A 17,074-nucleotide genomic window follows, 5' to 3' on the forward strand; every position below is an offset into this window, starting at 1 on the left:
ATTTCAACCGGCTTATTCGTACCGATAAAAATGAATTAAGTAAAGTTGGGCGGTATTCTACCCCTGCCAAGTCTGATTTACTAGCCTTTGATGAGGTTGAAAGCGGACTTTGTAATTCATAGCAGGGCATTCATCGATTTGGTAGCCAAGATAAAGCCATTGTTTTCCTTGGTTACGACAATAATCAATTTGTAGTAACCCCCCTAAAGTACCGAGTGATATTTCACTGTTTGGGTCAAAAAAAGTATAGAAGGCGCTGGCGCTATTGCTGAGTATATCGGTGACTGCAATACCAATCAGCTTATCATCATCATAGATATGTAGGTATTGAGTATTTAGCCAAGCACAATGGGAGAATTGAGCGAAACTGTCACGATTGGCTGGATACATACTGCCTTCGCGATGGCGGGCGTCGATATAAGGTTGATAAAGGTCGAACCAATCTTCATCCATCTCTTCTTTCAGTTGGTACCGAATGTTTTTTGCTTTCGCCAACAGCCGCTTCTGGCTGCGTGATGGTTCAAAATTCGGGACTGAAATCCGAATGGGCTGGCAGGCACTGCACAATTCACAGTGCGGTTTATAAATTGTGTCGCCGCTGCGACGAAAGCCATTGGCGAGCAGAACTTCATAGTTAGATGAGCTATGCAGAGCAGGCTCAAGCGCCACCGCGACTCTCTCCTGGCGATTAGGTAGATAGCTACAAGGGTGGTTATCGGTCAAACCGATGCGAATTTGCTGCAAATCAGAACTCATTTCATTTCTCAGCGGGTAAATTAAGCCATTGTGGTTGAAAGCACAGCTCGTCAATAACTTGATATCTTAAAGATAGCAGGCTTTGGATAAAGCTTTCGCGTGGTAATTCAAATGCGCCCAAAGATTGAGTGTGCTCATTCAGAACCTGACAATCAATTAATTGTCCACCTTGCTGTTGAAAATGAGAGCAGAAATACCATAAGGCGACTTTAGACGCATTGCTCTCAAGACTAAACATCGATTCACCGCAGAACAGTTGCCCAATTGACAAGCCATATAAACCACCAATCAATCGCTCTTCTTGCCACACTTCTACCGAGTGACAATGACCTTGTTGCGCCAATTGTTTGTAGGCGTGGCGCATATCTTGATTAAGCCATGTTTCTTCGGCACTGCGTAGCGCAGCACACTGGTCAATCACTTGCTCGGTTGCGTGATTAATGCTGACTCGGTATTGATGCTTTCGTTGGAACTTTTTCAGACTTTTCGATGGTTTAAAAACGCTTGGATCAAAGACTGCGCGCGGGGATGGGCTCCACCATAATATCGGTTCGTCAGGGCCATACCACGGAAAGATGCCATTGTGGTAAGCTGTTAGTAAGCGATCTGCCGACAGATCACCGCCAAACGCTAATAAGCCATTGGGATCATCCAGTGCGTCAAATGGTGACGGGAAGCTCAAGTTACTAGGGTCGAGTTCTGTCAGATAAATAGCCATCAAGAGGTTTCGATTATGATGAAGAAGTGGGTATGGATATTATTGATTTTTCCTCTGTTTGCCAATGCCGCATATCAACGGAACGTGGCTCGTCCTGTCAATGAGGTGGTATTTGGCAAGGTTGATTCAGTGCGTTACATCACTCAACAACAGATTGTCCAATCAAAAAGTAATGGCTGGGAAACATTCTTAGGGGCCGTGGTCGGCGGATTGGTGGGTAACCAATTTGGTGGCGGTAGCGGTAAGGAAGTGGCGACGGCTGTGGGTGCTGTCGCAGGTGCCAGCGTGGCGAGAAATCGCGCCAACCAAAGTTACAGCGTTGAGTATCGTTTGGTTGAGTTGTTGATCCGGACCGACGACAAGCGTCTGATTAATGTGATTCAAGATGTCGATAGTTCAATGATTTTCCAGCGTAATGACCCGGTTAGAATCCTCTATTTCAATGACGGCGTGCGTGTGGACAAAGAGTATTAATCAATTCGGCTCTTGTTGCAGTAAGGTGTTTATTTTACCGCCGTTAAAACTCGATTTGCTCTGGTTTTAACGGCGGTTTTTCGTTAGTCTGCCAGTATGAAGAATTTTTCATCGCTCTTATGGAAGTGAGCGAGCAAGGAATAGTAGTCTTAATGGAAAGCCTTACATTACAACCAATCAATAAAGTCGATGGTGAGGTCAACTTACCGGGTTCTAAAAGTGTATCAAACCGAGCTTTACTGCTGGCGGCATTGGCGCAAGGAACCACTCGTTTAACCAATCTGCTTGATAGTGACGACATACGTCATATGCTGAATGCTTTGACTTCGCTCGGGGTTAATTATCGTTTATCGGATGATAAGACTGAGTGCGAAGTGGATGGTTTAGGCTCTGCATTTTCTGGTGGACATAGCGTTGGTGGACAAAGCGACGCGGCTCAATCATTAGAATTAGTCTTAGGTAACGCAGGCACCGCGATGCGCCCATTGGCGGCCGCTTTATGTTTAGGTTCAGGTGAGTATGTACTTACTGGTGAGCCTCGTATGAAAGAGCGCCCAATTGGCCATTTGGTAGATGCGTTGCGTCAAGCCGGAGCAGAGATTAGCTATCTTGAAAATGACAACTACCCACCAATTAAGATTGTTGGTAGTGGCCTAAATGGCGGCAGCGTTGAGATTGACGGTTCTATCTCAAGCCAGTTCTTGACGGCATTTTTGATGTCAGCGCCATTAGCGAAAGACGATGTCACGATCAACATCGTCGGCGATTTGGTTTCAAAACCCTACATCGATATTACCTTACACATCATGGCTCAGTTTGGGGTTGTGGTAGAAAACCGCAATTACCAACAATTTGCGATTAAAGCTGGGCAACAATATGTCTCGCCAGGTGATTTATTGGTCGAAGGCGATGCTTCTTCTGCTTCGTATTTTCTTGCGGCTGCGGCTATCAAAGGTGGTGCAATTAAGGTCACGGGTATCGGTAGAAACAGTATTCAAGGGGATATTCAATTTGCTGACGCGCTAGAGAAAATGGGTGCTGAAATTGAATGGGGTGATGACTACGTCATTTCTCGCGTGGGTAAGCTTAAAGCGGTTGATTTAGACTTTAATCATATCCCTGATGCCGCGATGACGATTGCCACTACGGCGCTGTTTGCCGAAGGTACCACGGCGATTCGCAATGTTTACAACTGGCGAGTAAAAGAGACCGACCGCTTGTCTGCCATGGCAACTGAATTGCGTAAAGTAGGCGCTGAAGTGGAGGAGGGTGAAGATTACATCATTGTGACCCCACCCACTCAGCTTAAGCATGCTGCGATTGATACCTATGACGATCACCGTATGGCCATGTGTTTCTCGTTAGTCGCATTGAGCGATACGCCAGTCACAATTAATGATCCGAAATGTACCTCGAAGACCTTCCCTGATTATTTCGATAAATTGGCGGGTTTGAGCTGTTAAGCTAAGCGAGAACATTGGGTTTCGAAAATAACAAAGGCTGACACGGTGTCAGCCTTTTCTGTTACTCGAAGCAAAAGCTCATGTTACGCTGCCGATTCTCGATTCTCGATCTCAGCTGACTATTTTTCTAACGTAAATTCTTTCGACAAATGGTGAGCAAGGAACTTAAACATATTGAAAACAGCAGTGGTATTTGCTGTTGGGATACCATTGTCATCTAGGAAATAATTGCCCTTAAAGACCAAAACTTCTTCTTTTTCTTCTACGCTATCAGCACGCATACCTTCGATGTAATCATCGTGGGCTTGAATAATTTGGTTCGCGATCAGTAGTAGATCGAATTGTGAGATGGTTTTTTTTTCGCTCATCACGATTACCTTTAAATAGAGGGTTTGGCGATTAATGGTCGCGATTGTACGTGCAGTTAAGGGCATTTTCCAATGACCTATAACAATTTTACTCATGGTGGTGAGTTGAAATGTTTTGTGACGGGCTACATAAATCTGCTTACTTTGTTGGCAGAGATATAAACCACACGTTTAGTATGTGGCACTTCATCAGGTAAGGCATTGATTGTTTAACCGAACTCATTATTGAATGGGTACTATAAACACACTTAACGCTTTGGGTGAGATCGCGCATTTGTCGAGCAGTCAAAAGTGATTTTAAAAAAAGATATTGATCTTCTGGTCATCTCGCTCGATAGTAAAAAAAGAAGCAATATTTTAAGTATGTTGTGCGATAAGCTCGCGTCATCAGTCACTAAAGGACACTAGAGTCAGTTATGGGTAAGTCACTCGTTATTGTGGAATCGCCTGCTAAGGCTAAAACCATCAATAAATATCTCGGTAAGGACTTCATCGTAAAGTCTAGTGTGGGTCACGTACGTGATCTACCTACTGCGGGACAAAGCACCGGCCAAAAAGCAGCGGCGGTATCAACCAAAGGTTTAAGCCCGGAAGAGAAAGCTCGTGTGAAGCACGAGAAAGATCGTAAATCGCTGATCAAAAAAATGGGTATCGACCCATTTAATGGCTGGGAAGCGAATTACCAAGTACTACCGGGTAAAGAGAAAGTAGTCGCTGAGCTACAGAAACTCGCCAAAGACGCAGATTGCGTTTATCTCGCAACCGATTTGGACCGCGAAGGAGAAGCTATCGCATGGCACCTTCGTGAGATCATCGGTGGCGATGAAGAGCGATACAAACGTGTAGTGTTTAACGAAATTACCAAAAATGCTATCCAACAAGCGTTCGAAAAACCGGGCGAACTGAGTATGGATGGTGTTAATGCCCAACAAGCACGTCGTTTTATGGACCGTGTTGTTGGCTTTATGGTCTCTCCACTGTTGTGGAAAAAAGTGGCTCGTGGCTTGTCAGCTGGTCGTGTTCAATCTGTAGCGGTTAAGCTACTGGTTGAGCGTGAGCGCGAAATTAAAGCGTTTATCCCAGAAGAATTTTGGGATATCCACGCCAATACCAAGACGCAAAACAAAACGGACTTCCGCCTACAAGTGGCTCAAAAAGATGGTGTGGCATTCAAGCCAACCAATCAAACTGACACGATAGCCGCGGTTTCGGTACTTGAAAATGCCGCTTTTGAAGTGTGTAAACGTGAAGACCGCCCTACGTCAAGTAAGCCGTCTGCACCATTTATCACTTCAACGCTACAACAAGCAGCAAGTACGCGTCTAGGCTACGGCGTTAAAAAGACCATGATGCTGGCTCAGCGCTTGTATGAGGCGGGTTACATCACTTATATGCGTACTGACTCAACTAACTTGAGTTCAGAGGCTGTAGAGACGTTACGCGAGTATATTGGCACAGAGTACGGTGACGCTTACCTGCCAGCAAGTAAACTGGTTTACGGTAGCAAAGAGGGCGCTCAAGAGGCGCACGAAGCGATCCGTCCATCAGATGTAACGGTGAAAACTGAAGATCTTGTGTCTATGGAAGCAGACGCACACAAACTGTATAACCTGATTTGGAACCAGTTTGTTGCCTGTCAAATGACGCCAGCGCAATACGATTCAACCACTGTGAGCGTAAAAGCGGCTGAATACACGCTGAAAGCAAAAGGTCGTATCCTTAAGTTTGATGGTTGGACTCGTGTTCAACGTCCAATGGGTAAGAACGAAGACCAAATTCTACCTGCGGTTCAAGTGGGTGATAAAATTGACTTGGTTGATCTTGAACCTAAGCAGCACTTTACTAAGCCACCAGCACGCTTTACCGAAGCGGCATTGGTTAAAGAACTTGAAAAACGTGGTATTGGTCGTCCTTCAACGTACGCATCGATCATCTCAACCATTCAAGATCGTGGTTACGTAAAAGTTGAACAACGTCGTTTCTATGCAGAGAAGATGGGTGAAATTGTTACTGACCGTCTTGATGGCAGTTTCCATGAGTTGATGAACTACGAGTTCACCTCAAAAATGGAGCAGAAGCTTGACCAAGTCGCGGTGGGTGATGCGAACTGGAAATCAGTCCTAGATAACTTCTTCACCGATTTTACTGGCGATCTTGAGAAGGCAGAATTGGATGAAGATGTGGGTGGCATGAAGCCAAACCATATCGTATACACCGATATCGAGTGTCCAACGTGTTCACGCGAGATGGGTATTCGTACTGCATCAACGGGTGTGTTCCTAGGTTGTTCTGGTTATGCATTACCGCCAAAAGAGCGCTGTAAAACCACGATTAACTTGGGTGACGAAGAAGGCATAATTAACGTACTTGAAGAAGACGTTGAAACGGCTGCGCTACGTGCGAAGAAACGTTGTCCAATTTGTGAAACGGCGATGGACGCTTATCTGATTGATGATAAACGTAAGCTGCATGTTTGTGGTAACAACCCGAACTGTGAAGGTTACGTTGTCGAGTTTGGTGAGTACAAAGTTAAAGGCTATGAAGGCCCGCTGGTTGAGTGTGACAAGTGTGGTAGCGATATGGTTCTTAAGAACGGTCGTTTCGGTAAATACATGGATTGCACCAGCGAGACTTGTAAGAACACGCGTAAGATCCTGAAAAATGGTGAAGTTGCACCGCCAAAAGAAGATCCAGTACACCTACCAGAGCTGCCGTGTGAAAACTCAGACGCATACTTTGTTCTACGTGATGGTGCCTCTGGTTTGTTCTTAGCGGCAAGTACTTTCCCTAAATCGCGTGAAACACGTGCCCCTTTAGTGGAAGAACTTAAACGTTTTAAAGATCGTATTTCTGCAAAGTTCCATTATCTTGCGGATGCACCAGAGAAAGATCCAGATGGTCTGCCGATGGTAGTGCGTTTTAGTCGTAAGACGAAAGAGAACTATGTGCGCTCAGAAATTGATGGTAAGCCATCAGGTTATACAGCCCTTTTCGTGGATGGAAAGTGGGATATAACAGACAAGCGTAAGAATAAATAATCATCTATATGATTGAAAAAGCAGCGATTTATCGCTGCTTTTTTTATGCCTGAATATTTAACAATACGCCCGTTTAGTCAGAGCGGATGTAACGTCATTTTCACATTTCTTAATACTTACGTCGGATTATTATCAAATAACTCAATAGCGTGCGATCTAAATCACATTTTTGTTTTCAGTATGTTAACGGCTTATGTAAATGTTACCAAATGTGTGAGCTGGATCAGGTGGTGGTTAAGTAACCTGTGAGCATTTACCGGTATAGCGTATTTAAAATTGTAATCTTTGTCAGATACGATAATTTATAGCCAATAGCATGCACATTATTGAGGGGGGAAAGTACCGAGTAACATGGACAGGATTTTATAGCTGCTAAAACAAGGGAATATAAAGGTACCAGACTAGGTATCAAACGATAAATAATAATATGGAGAATAACGAATGGCTGGTGTACTAGGAATGATCCTTGCTGGTGGAGAGGGCTCAAGACTGCGTCCTTTAACTGAGTCTCGGAGTAAACCTTCGGTTCCTTTCGGTGGTAGCTACCGCCTTATTGACTTCGCGCTAAATAATTTTATTAATGCTGACCTTATGCGCATTTATGTGCTGACTCAGTTTAAATCACAATCCTTGTTCCACCATCTAAAGAAAGGTTGGAACATCAACGGTATTACTGACCGTTTTATCGATCCTATCCCTGCTCAAATGCGTACCGGTAAACGTTGGTATGAAGGTACTGCCGACGCCATTTACCAAAACTTGCGCTTCATGGAACTGGCTGAACCTGATCAAGTGTGTATCTTCGGTTCCGATCATATCTACAAAATGGACATCAAGCAGATGCTTGATTTTCACCAAACCAAAGAAGCAGCACTCACCGTTTCTGCACTGCGTATGCCACTTGAGCAAGCATCACAGTTTGGGGTGATTGAAGTGGATACTGACGGTCGTATGATCGGCTTTGAAGAAAAACCACAAAATCCTAAGTCGATTCCAGGTGATCCTGGTTTTGCATTGGTCTCAATGGGCAACTACGTGTTTGAAGCGTCAACGCTTTTTGCTGAGTTGATCGAAGATGCGGATAATCCGGATTCGTCGCACGATTTTGGCAAAGACATCATTCCAAAAATGTTCCCACGTGGAGACGTGTTCGTTTACGACTTCAGTACCAACCACATCACGGGTGAAAAAGAAGAAGTGTACTGGCGTGATGTCGGTACGATCCATGCGTACTGGGAAGCGCACATGGATTTGTTGCAAAAAGACGCACCATTCTCACTCTATAACCGTAAATGGCCACTGCATACCTATTACCCACCATTGCCACCAGCAACCTTTACCGACTGTGATAATGGTCGTGTGCAAATCATTGATAGCTTAGTTTGTAATGGCAGTTTAGTGCGTGGTTCAAGAATCGAAAAGTCGGTATTGGGCTTCCGCAGCAACATCGCTTCTGCGTGTGACATCAGTGAAAGTATTTTACTGGGTGACGTTAAAATCGGTGAAGGTTGTGTGTTACGCCGGGTAATTATTGATAAAGATGTTGATATCGCACCGGGGACGCAAGTAGGGGTTAACCTGAAAGAAGACCGTAAACACTTCCATGTTTCAGACGAAGGCATAGTCGTGATTCCTAAAGGAGTAAAAGTTGGCTACTAAGCAATTGTCGATACTCTTTGTTGCATCAGAAATTGATGGCTTGATAAAAAGTGGTGGCTTGGCGGACGTCGCCAAGGCACTGCCGCAAGCGCTATGCTCGTTAGGGCAAGACGTGCGAGTGACGATTCCAGCATATCGTAAAATCGCCGATATAGACCAAGCGCCAGTAGTGCTGGAGACTCATTTGGAGCATTGGCCGCATACACCGTATAAAATACGCCAGCTATCGGTAGAGGGCCTACCGGTTTATGCCATCGAGTGTGACCAATATTTTAGCCGCGATGAAATGTACTCAGAGTACAATCAAGCCTATCCAGATAACGGTGAGCGCTTTGCTTTTTTCAGCGCCGCAAGTTTGGATATGCTGGCTAAACTGGGTTTTCGTCCAGATATTGTCCATGCCAATGATTGGCACACCGGCTTTGTCCCGTATTTGCTGAAATATCGTTATGCGGAATGCCCATACTTTGCCAATACCAAAAGCATTATTTCAATTCACAATGCGGTGTTTAAAGGGGTATTTAGCTACGAAGAAGTGCATTCTTTACCAGAGATGCAAGTGCACTATACACCAGACGCCGCGGTCAGCAATAGTCATATTACGATGTTGAAAGCTGGGGTGATGACGGCAGATAAAATTAATGCTGTGAGTCCTACTTATGCCAAAGAGTTGCAAACCGAACTTGGTAGCCATGGGATGGCAAAAGAGTTCCAAGCACGCTCTGAAGATTTGGTTGGGATTTTGAATGGTTGCGATTACAGTGCGTGGAGCCCTGAAACCGATCGCTACTTGCCACTCAATTTTAAAGCCAATAAGCAAAGTATGTTGCGTGGTAAGAAGGCGAGTAAAAATGCTCTGCAGCAACGTGTAGGCCTTCCTGAGGCCGATAACGCGATGTATGGCATGGTTTGCCGCCTGACGAATCAAAAGGGCGTACAGTATTTGATTCCAATTCTTGACCGCTTCTTGAAATTGGATGTGCAAGTGGTGATTGTCGGCACGGGTGATCCGAAGTTGGCCTATCAGCTTAAAGCCATTGCCGAGCGTTACAGCGATAAATTCGCCTTTGTTGAAGCTTACGACAATGAACTGGCGCACTGGGTGGAAGCGGGCTCTGACTTCTTCTTGATGCCATCTGAATTTGAACCTTGTGGTTTAAATCAGATCTACAGCATGGCCTACGGTACTCTACCTATCGTCCGTGCGGTTGGGGGGCTTAAGGATAGCGTGATTGATTATGATCATTCGCCACTGCAAGCGACAGGTTTTGTTTTTGAACTTCCAGAACCATTGGAGTTACTGAGCATCATGCAACGTTCATTGCTGCTGTATACGCAAAAACCAGCAGAGATGAGACGGGTGCAATTGTATGCGATGGAGCAGAATTTCTGCTGGAAACAAGCCGCAGACGAATATTTGTCGCTTTACCATGCTGCGTTAGGTTAAATCAAAGTCAACGAAATAGGTATTTGTTCATAAACTTTGGTACTAAAGCGTATTCATGCTTGGCTAAAAAGGCGTCTCTAGACGCCTTTTTTTACACTTTTCTCGTCGCAACCCCTCATAAATTGACGGAATCTGAATTAAGATTTCATTACTTTATGGTAGTCTGCCAATCCCTAATAGAAACCAAACCAATTCGTATAGATGAGCAATACTCTGCTATTCCATAAAACCTATCCTCATCCAACCAGTAAAGAGTGGGTGGTCTTCATCCATGGTGCTGGAGGCAGTTCATCGATATGGTTTAAGCAAATCAAAGCGTATAAAGAGCATTTCAATTTGCTGTTGGTTGATCTTCGTGGTCATGGCAAATCAAGTCAGTTACTCAAAGATTTGATGACCAATCGCTATACGTTTAAAACCGTCACTTTAGATATTCTACAGGTACTGGATCACCTGAAAATACAGTCGGCTCATTTTGTAGGGATGTCATTAGGCACCATTATTGTACGGAATCTGGCAGAGCTGGCCGCCGATCGTGTTAAGTCTATGGTGCTAGGTGGCGCTGTAACGCGCTTGAATACCCGTTCACAGGTGTTGGTGAGGCTTGGTAACTTTTGTAAGCACATAGTGCCTTACATGTGGTTATATCGATTATTCGCTTATATTGTAATGCCGCAACGTACGCAGAAACAATCAAGACACTTGTTCATCCGCGAAGCAAAGAAGTTATGCCAAAAAGAATTTAAACGTTGGTTTATTTTAGCGGCAGATGTGAATCCGTTGATGCGTTACTTCAAAGATAAAGAACTGCCGATTCCGACTCTTTATCTCATGGGGGATCGAGATTACATGTTCATTCAGCCGGTGAAAGAGATGGTCGCTGTACATCGTTCGAGTCAGCTTAAAGAGATCGCAGATTGCGGTCACGTATGTAATATCGAACGGCCGGAAGAGTTTAACCAACATTCAATAGCGTTTATTCGTCAGCAAATAGTGGTTCATTAACCTTGCGTGCGCCATGTGATCATGATACATGGCGTAAATATTGTGTCAGCGCTCTATTTGATAGGTTCGCCACATTGCCAACACAAGGCAAATTGCCCTTCATTTTCTTCACCGCAACTGGAGCAATGCCAATTTTTTTCCAGTTGTGGCTGCTCAAATTTCTCGATTAATAAGCGTGCCTCATTTTGTTGGCTAATGTCATGTAGCCACACATAGGGCTCACTCGCTTCACCAAACGGTAATTCACCCTGAAGCCCAAAAATACCTTCACCGCGAACTTCACAGGCAATGTTATTCACCCGTAAAAGTTCGCAGACGATGTGTGCTTGTGGTGGGTTGCTGGCGCTAAATATTTTCACTAAGCCTCTCCGTTAGACGCCTTGTTCGAGGTTTTGTCGCTCTGTTTTATTTTAGCCATTACCCATTTCGCGACGATCGGGAACAGGCCAAGCAATGCAAATGATGCTAATACCGAAGGTGAAACAATACCTGAAAGTGAATCAATTTGTGCTAACTGTGTCCCCGCATTGAGATACACCGCTGTACCTGGCAGCATGCCGATTTGACTAACCAAATAGAAACGCGCGGTGCTGATGGGAGTCAGACCCATCAATAAGTTAATCAAGAAAAATGGGAAGACAGGGATCAAGCGTAGCGAAAACAGATAAAACGCTCCGTCTTTTTCTACCCCGAGATTAATTGCCGAGAGTTTGTCGCCAAATTTACTTTGCACCCAATCGCGCAACAAGAAACGACTGCTGAGAAAAGCGAGAGTCGCACCGAGTGTACTGGCAAAAGAAACCAAGATTAAACTGGCCCAAAAACCAAATAACGCCGCCCCAAGTAGGGTAACAACGGCGGCGCCTGGAATCGAAAAGGCGGTGATAGCCAAATAGGCAAAAAAGTAGATAGCTGCGGCTAGGACGAAATGTTGCTCAATATACAGAGCCAACTGGGCTTGCTGAGCTTTGGCATTTTCTAGCGTCAGTTGGTCACCAAACTGCGTGATAAGCAGCGCAATGATGGCAATAAGTAATAGGCCGAAAAATATTTTTTTATTCATCTCTGTTCTCACTTAGCGTCGCGACGCATCATTTCATCACGGACTTTATTAACTCTAGATGACTTTGAGTTAAATCGATACCACGGTGTTGTTTGTATATGAACTTAAAAACAAAGAAAAACTTTCAAAAAAAAAGCCAGCGACAATGGCTGGCTTAGTTCGAATTATTGCTTTGGTGTATCAATCAATGCTCAAGTCTTGAAATCAGCTCTTGGCGGCGATCTTGGGGAATGACTGACCAGTGAGTCCCTTTAATAGCGCCTTCCAATGCCCAAAGTAACTCTAAGCTCACTTGATTATCATGTGAGGCTTGGATTGCTTTGTACGCTTGAACAGAACCTGCCTCTTCCAATCTTTCCACTGATTCGATGCCTGCTTTTTTCAGCATGCGCTCTGTAGCAAGACGTAGATTTGGTAAGTCTTTAATACGAGTTGGTTTCGTTTGTGCTTGAGTGCTCTTCTCTTGCTTAGCGAGAGAGAGTGCGTCGGTGCCAATTTGCAGTGTTTTTGCACTGTTTTGGTACCACTCTTCGCTTAAGGCAAAATATTTAGTAACAACAGGAAAGCCACGTTTGTGATACACGTACGGTTCTAATCCTTGTTGCTTAAACTGCTCGGTAAGGGCGTTGTCGGCACGAATATGCAGCTTATCGTTCACGACCAGCGCAAACATTGTATCGTCTGCAAAAATGCCAAACCCACCAAACATAGAGCGAGATTTAATCCGACCTAACGGCTCAAAAAGCCTCATAGAGTCTTTAAGTATTGGTTTATCCATTCAGTACTTTCTCGGTGTATGTGTATATACGCCACCAAATCAGGTCCGAGAGAATAGCAGTCAATGCAGATATCTGGAGAGTAATCAGTTAACGTGTTGCATTTCTACCATCGGTAACCCCGCTGCCGTGCATTTATTCAATGTGTAGGTCGGTGGCTTTGCGTCCCATCTTTTCAGAATGGTTTGCCCTGTGCGTGACTTAATTTGCTCTGCTAAAGATTAAAATACTTCTGTCAGGAAGTATCTCTTTACTATGAGATAGATGTGATCTTTATGCAAGAATAAGTTTTGTTTTTGAGGAGTTAGCCGAAGGATTGACCTTCGGCTAATCTTTATTGAATCATCAACTTAGTTGATTTTAGCGACGGTGCTGCGTTCAACGATCTCTGGATGCATTTCAAACACGCGTTTTTCGTGCTCTTTATCTTTAATTCGCTCTAGAAGAATTTCAAATGCGTTCTTACCAACACGTCGTTTTGGTTGGTGAACGGTGGTTAGCGGCGGAGAGAAGTATTCCGCTAACTCGATGTTGTCATAACCAATGACTGAGATGTCTTCAGGAACACGAATGCCTTTTTGTTGTAGACGGCTCATCAAGCCAAGCGCCATGGTGTCATTGAAGCAGAAAACTGCAGTCGGGCGTTTGTCCATAGCAACCAATTGGTCTGCAGCAAGTACTGCAGTATCACACTCGAAGTTACCTTCAAGAATCCAATCTTCGTTAACATCTAGTTGAGCTTGATTCATTGCGCGTTTAAAGCCTTGAATACGTTCTTGGCAAACTGCTTTTTCGAAGTGACCACTTAGGCAGGCAATGTCTTTATGACCATGGTCGATCAAGAATTTGGTCGCTAGGTAGCCACCTTCTTCTGAGTTGTCGATGATATTGTCTGCTTGAGAAGTCTCAGGGCCCCAATCCATCACAACTTTAGGAATATCTTTGTGGTTGTTGAGCATCTCGCTCAGTTCTTCCGTTAGGTCAGAACACATCACCAAAATACCATCAACGCGTTTTTCAGCGAGCATGCGAATGTAGTCGCGTTGCTTCTCGTAGATACCACCAGTGTTACATAGGATCAGAGTGTAGCCTTGACGGTAGCAGTAGCTCTCAACGCCATCAATAACTTCAGAGAAGAATAGGTTGGTTGATTGAGTAACCAGCATACCGATGGTACGAGTGGTGTTGCATTTTAGGCTACGAGCAACGGCACTTGGTGCATAGTTCAGCTCTTTAACCGCTTCCATCACGCGCTCTTGCGTTGTCTCTGCGACAAAACGAGTTTTGTTGATCACGTGTGAAACAGTAGTAGTTGATACGCCAGCGAGGCGTGCAACGTCTTTAATAGTGGCCATAAGGGATTGTCCTATCTATAGCTGCCACGGCGGTATTCACATATCAGAATAATTTGGCAGAAAGTATTAAAAACACAAAAACCGCTTGATTACAGCGGTTTGTATTTAATTCATTATTTTTTTATCGTTTGCGCTGTCGATTCTAGATCGCATCTCGTTTGGGGGCAAATAAAAATCCCGTCCCCCATACGGTTATACCAATTAGAATAGGTTAATGCTCAATATTTGCGTAACAATAATCGCTTATAGCGAGGCTGAAATGTCTGCGCCTCGTTATTCTATTAATAGAACGGATAACAATGTTATCCGTGATGGTTATTAGCAATAATAATCAAGTATCTATTTTTATTAGTATGATGGCTGAAATCGTTGCTCTATTCGCCCGTTAGGTATTGGCAATCAAGCTCTAGGAACGCGACGAGAAGTGCTGCGACCGCAGAGTAGAAGCCGAAATTGTCTAAACCTTGGCATTTGGTTGCAAATTTAGCCACCCAGCTTAAAACGTGTTGACGAATAAAGGCCTCTTGCTCGGCGAAGCTCTCTTCGAAATGACGCTCTTGCTCAAGCTCGTTAGAACGGATAATGATGTTACCCAATAGATCAAGCTCAATTGCAATGTGGTCAGCAGGCTCATTTAAGCCTTGTTCTACTGCTACACCGTATTTTTGTAGCAAGGCTTCCATCTCGTTAGCAGGCTTGTCATGCAGCAGACCGGTAGTGCCAATGTACATAGAAGCGTAAGGCAAAGCAGATTCTTTGTCTGACTTTAAAAATAAGTCACAAAAGTCGGCCGCTAATTCTAACTGGTCATCTTCGCGATCAAGTTGACGGTTTAGTGCATCCACAACACGATCAATAGCCGGTTTAAGACTTGGGTTCTCACCTAAGCCAGATAAAAAGCTGCGAATCTCAGGGCTTTGATATTGCTCTAGATCTGCTTGTGTTAGCTCTTTGGCAAATAAGCTAGAGAACCACCAATAAATTTCTGCACGCTTTTCGTTAAACGCTTTTAACTCTTGCATCAAACAATGCTCCTATTTTCATTCTCCTACTATTCTAGCGAAGAAAAATGAATAGGGATAACACTCAATGAGTCAAAATAAGTGCAAAAATGGCAAAATGTTAATGATTGGGCTAGGTTTGTTTTGAATCAATAAAAAATCATCTTTCTTGATTTTAATGTAACAAATACTAGAAATGTTACGATTTATGAATAGAATACACATCGTAAACAATTCCCAATGCAAATTAAGTGGTTTAGATGAGCTATCACGTACTAGTTGTAGAAGATGACGCAGTAACTCGCAGCAAGCTGGTTGGCTACTTTCAAAATGAAGGTTATACCGTCAGCGAAGCAGAAAGCGGCGAGCAGATGCGCGACACACTACAAAATCATGCGATTGATTTAGTTATGCTAGACATCAATCTTCCTGGTGAAGATGGCTTGATGTTAACGCGTGAACTTCGCAGTCAGTCTGACATTGGAATTATCCTGGTAACAGGACGCACGGATAGCATTGATAAGATCGTTGGTTTAGAAATGGGTGCCGACGATTATGTAACAAAACCGTTTGAACTTCGTGAACTGTTAGTTCGAGTGAAAAACCTACTGTGGCGTATTTCGTCAGCGCGTAATGCCGGTAGTGTTGTTGATCAGAAAAACGATTCAAATTTGGTGCGTTTTGGTGAGTGGATGTTTGACGTTCAGCGCCGCGCGCTTAGCCGTAATGGCGAGCCAGTAAAACTCACTAAAGCAGAATATGAACTTTTGGTTGCGCTTTCTACGTACCCAAATCAGGTGCTTAGTCGCGAACGCATTCTTAATATGATCAGCCACCGTGTTGATGCGCCGAATGACCGTACGATTGACGTGCTGATTCGACGCATGCGTGCGAAGATGGAGTTCGATCCAAAGAACCCACAGATTTTTGTGACAGTTCATGGTGAAGGTTACATGTTCGCAGGCGATTAATCGTCGACGAAATCCCGTGATAAAAAAACCGAAGCCTAGGCTTCGGTTTTTCTTTTTTAGTCGGGCACTAACGGCGTTCCCACCGTTAGCCTGATCACTACAGGTTACTTTGCGAAGCCTCAAGACTTTGCTCTTCGTAATCGGATGCCCAATCTCTTAAGCTTTGCCAAATACGACCTAGCGTCTCGTGCCAGTAGCGCTCAGTCTGCTCTAGATAGATAGCTTTCGGCGTGTACTTGCTCCAGAACTGATGAATTTCATCTTGAGCTAAGTAATTGGTCGGCGCAGGGTAAGGATTCAATCCGGCAGAATGAAATTCATTCAGCGCACGCTGCATGTGGCTAGCTGACGTCACTAAGACCACTTCTTTGCGTTTAACAAAGGCCGCTGCTTGACGCGCTTCTTCCCAAGTATCTTTTGCTGTTTCAAGCAAAATAATATCAGACTTAGAGACACCTAATGCTAAAGCTACTTTGGCCATCATGCGCGCGTTACTGACATCAGAACCGCCTGCATAACCAGACAGAATCAGTTTTGACCCTGGGTAGATGCGCATAATGCGAATACCTTCCGCCAAACGCATCAAACCGGTACGGCTTAATTCTGATGTTGGCGGGATGGTGTCATCCACAACATGACCACTACCGAGCACCATGACGTAATCGATAGACTTATCGACCGGTAAAAAAACGCTAAATTGACGCTCAATCGGCATTAATAAACGAGAAGCGACGGGTTGGAATGAAATCAGAAACATTCCGATAAATGAGAAGAGAACAACAAAGCAGCCTGTTTTCTGCTTTCTTGTAAACATGATCAGCATTAAGCCGATAAAGCCAATGATCAGCATCGCTGGTAAAGGCATGAGTAAAGACGAGACGACTTTTTTCAGCTCAAACATACTTAAATAGTCCGAAAAAACACCAGTTGATTAGAAATTAAGAGAATCCCTCTTTATATCTGCCCTTCTTGTGACAGAA

The 17,074-nt window shown here is 44.2% G+C and carries 16 protein-coding genes and 1 riboswitch; of the genes, 7 read left to right on the forward strand and 9 right to left on the reverse strand.

The genetic code is table 11. The features are described from left to right. Positions 1 to 57: 57 nt before the first annotated feature. Positions 58 to 756 (reverse strand): arginyltransferase, encoded by a 699-nt coding sequence (locus RH85_RS12180; RefSeq protein WP_006712550.1) that lies wholly within the window; start codon positions 754 to 756, stop codon positions 58 to 60. Position 757: 1 nt separating this feature from the next. Then, positions 758 to 1,474, reverse strand: a complete 717-nt coding sequence (gene aat / locus RH85_RS12185; RefSeq protein ID WP_006712551.1) for a leucyl/phenylalanyl-tRNA--protein transferase — start codon at positions 1,472 to 1,474, stop codon at positions 758 to 760. Between the two features lie 18 nt (positions 1,475 to 1,492). On the opposite strand from aat, the gene RH85_RS12190 reads away from it, so the two are divergent. Then, positions 1,493 to 1,948, forward strand: a complete 456-nt coding sequence (locus RH85_RS12190) for an outer membrane lipoprotein (protein WP_039949003.1) — start codon at positions 1,493 to 1,495, stop codon at positions 1,946 to 1,948. A 152-nt stretch (positions 1,949 to 2,100) separates the two neighbouring features. Beyond that, on the forward strand, positions 2,101 to 3,411 hold the full coding sequence (gene aroA / locus RH85_RS12195; RefSeq protein WP_006712553.1) for a 3-phosphoshikimate 1-carboxyvinyltransferase: 1,311 nt from the start codon (positions 2,101 to 2,103) through the stop codon (positions 3,409 to 3,411). 119 nt (positions 3,412 to 3,530) lie between these two features. Here the strand turns inward: aroA and RH85_RS12200 are convergent, their stop codons facing one another. After that, positions 3,531 to 3,779, reverse strand: a complete 249-nt coding sequence (locus RH85_RS12200) for a YciN family protein (protein ID WP_006712554.1) — start codon at positions 3,777 to 3,779, stop codon at positions 3,531 to 3,533. Positions 3,780 to 4,195: 416 nt separating this feature from the next. On the opposite strand from RH85_RS12200, the gene topA reads away from it, so the two are divergent. The 4 genes from topA (at position 4,196) to RH85_RS12220 (ending at position 10,928) form a co-directional block, all read left to right on the forward strand. Further along, on the forward strand, positions 4,196 to 6,817 hold the full coding sequence (topA, locus tag RH85_RS12205; protein ID WP_006712555.1) for a type I DNA topoisomerase: 2,622 nt from the start codon (positions 4,196 to 4,198) through the stop codon (positions 6,815 to 6,817). A gap of 441 nt (positions 6,818 to 7,258) precedes the next feature. Continuing rightward, positions 7,259 to 8,476: a glucose-1-phosphate adenylyltransferase gene (glgC, locus tag RH85_RS12210; RefSeq protein ID WP_006712556.1), complete on the forward strand. Its 1,218-nt coding sequence runs from the start codon at positions 7,259 to 7,261 to the stop codon at positions 8,474 to 8,476. After that, positions 8,466 to 9,923, forward strand: coding sequence for a glycogen synthase GlgA (glgA, locus tag RH85_RS12215; protein ID WP_006712557.1), 1,458 nt, complete (start codon positions 8,466 to 8,468; stop codon positions 9,921 to 9,923). Before glgC ends, glgA begins: the two co-directional genes overlap by 11 nt. Before the next feature lie 201 nt (positions 9,924 to 10,124). Further along, positions 10,125 to 10,928, forward strand: a complete 804-nt coding sequence (locus tag RH85_RS12220; RefSeq protein ID WP_006712558.1) for an alpha/beta fold hydrolase — start codon at positions 10,125 to 10,127, stop codon at positions 10,926 to 10,928. A 53-nt stretch (positions 10,929 to 10,981) separates the two neighbouring features. On the opposite strand, the gene RH85_RS12225 is transcribed toward RH85_RS12220, so the two are convergent. The 5 genes from RH85_RS12225 to torD form a co-directional block, all read right to left on the reverse strand. After that, positions 10,982 to 11,287, reverse strand: coding sequence for a putative signal transducing protein (locus RH85_RS12225; RefSeq protein ID WP_006712559.1), 306 nt, complete (start codon positions 11,285 to 11,287; stop codon positions 10,982 to 10,984). After that, positions 11,287 to 11,991 carry a TVP38/TMEM64 family protein gene (locus RH85_RS12230; protein ID WP_006712560.1) on the reverse strand — a complete coding sequence of 235 codons (705 nt, stop codon included), beginning with the start codon at positions 11,989 to 11,991 and terminating at the stop codon, positions 11,287 to 11,289. The genes RH85_RS12225 and RH85_RS12230 overlap by 1 nt, the downstream gene beginning before the upstream one ends. A gap of 184 nt (positions 11,992 to 12,175) precedes the next feature. Beyond that, on the reverse strand, positions 12,176 to 12,769 hold the full coding sequence (locus tag RH85_RS12235; RefSeq protein WP_006712561.1) for a TfoX/Sxy family DNA transformation protein: 594 nt from the start codon (positions 12,767 to 12,769) through the stop codon (positions 12,176 to 12,178). 109 nt (positions 12,770 to 12,878) lie between these two features. Next, positions 12,879 to 12,967, reverse strand: a riboswitch (cyclic di-GMP riboswitch). Between the two features lie 150 nt (positions 12,968 to 13,117). Then, positions 13,118 to 14,122 (reverse strand): HTH-type transcriptional repressor PurR, encoded by a 1,005-nt coding sequence (gene purR, locus RH85_RS12240; protein WP_006712562.1) that lies wholly within the window; start codon positions 14,120 to 14,122, stop codon positions 13,118 to 13,120. Between the two features lie 374 nt (positions 14,123 to 14,496). Continuing rightward, entirely contained in the window at positions 14,497 to 15,144 is a 648-nt protein-coding gene (gene torD / locus RH85_RS12245) for a molecular chaperone TorD (RefSeq protein ID WP_006712563.1), read from the reverse strand. Positions 15,145 to 15,383: 239 nt separating this feature from the next. Between torD and torR the strand changes: the two genes are divergently transcribed. Beyond that, entirely contained in the window at positions 15,384 to 16,094 is a 711-nt protein-coding gene (gene torR / locus RH85_RS12250; RefSeq protein WP_005600132.1) for a two-component system response regulator TorR, read from the forward strand. Positions 16,095 to 16,191: 97 nt separating this feature from the next. Here the strand turns inward: torR and elyC are convergent, their stop codons facing one another. Beyond that, the gene (gene elyC / locus RH85_RS12255) at positions 16,192 to 16,995 is read right to left on the reverse strand and encodes an envelope biogenesis factor ElyC (RefSeq protein ID WP_006712565.1); all 804 of its coding nucleotides are present in this window, start codon (positions 16,993 to 16,995) and stop codon (positions 16,192 to 16,194) included. Between the last annotated feature and the right edge of the window lie 79 nt (positions 16,996 to 17,074).

This window comes from Vibrio ichthyoenteri ATCC 700023, assembly GCF_000222605.1.
GTDB lineage: Bacteria > Pseudomonadota > Gammaproteobacteria > Enterobacterales > Vibrionaceae > Vibrio > Vibrio ichthyoenteri.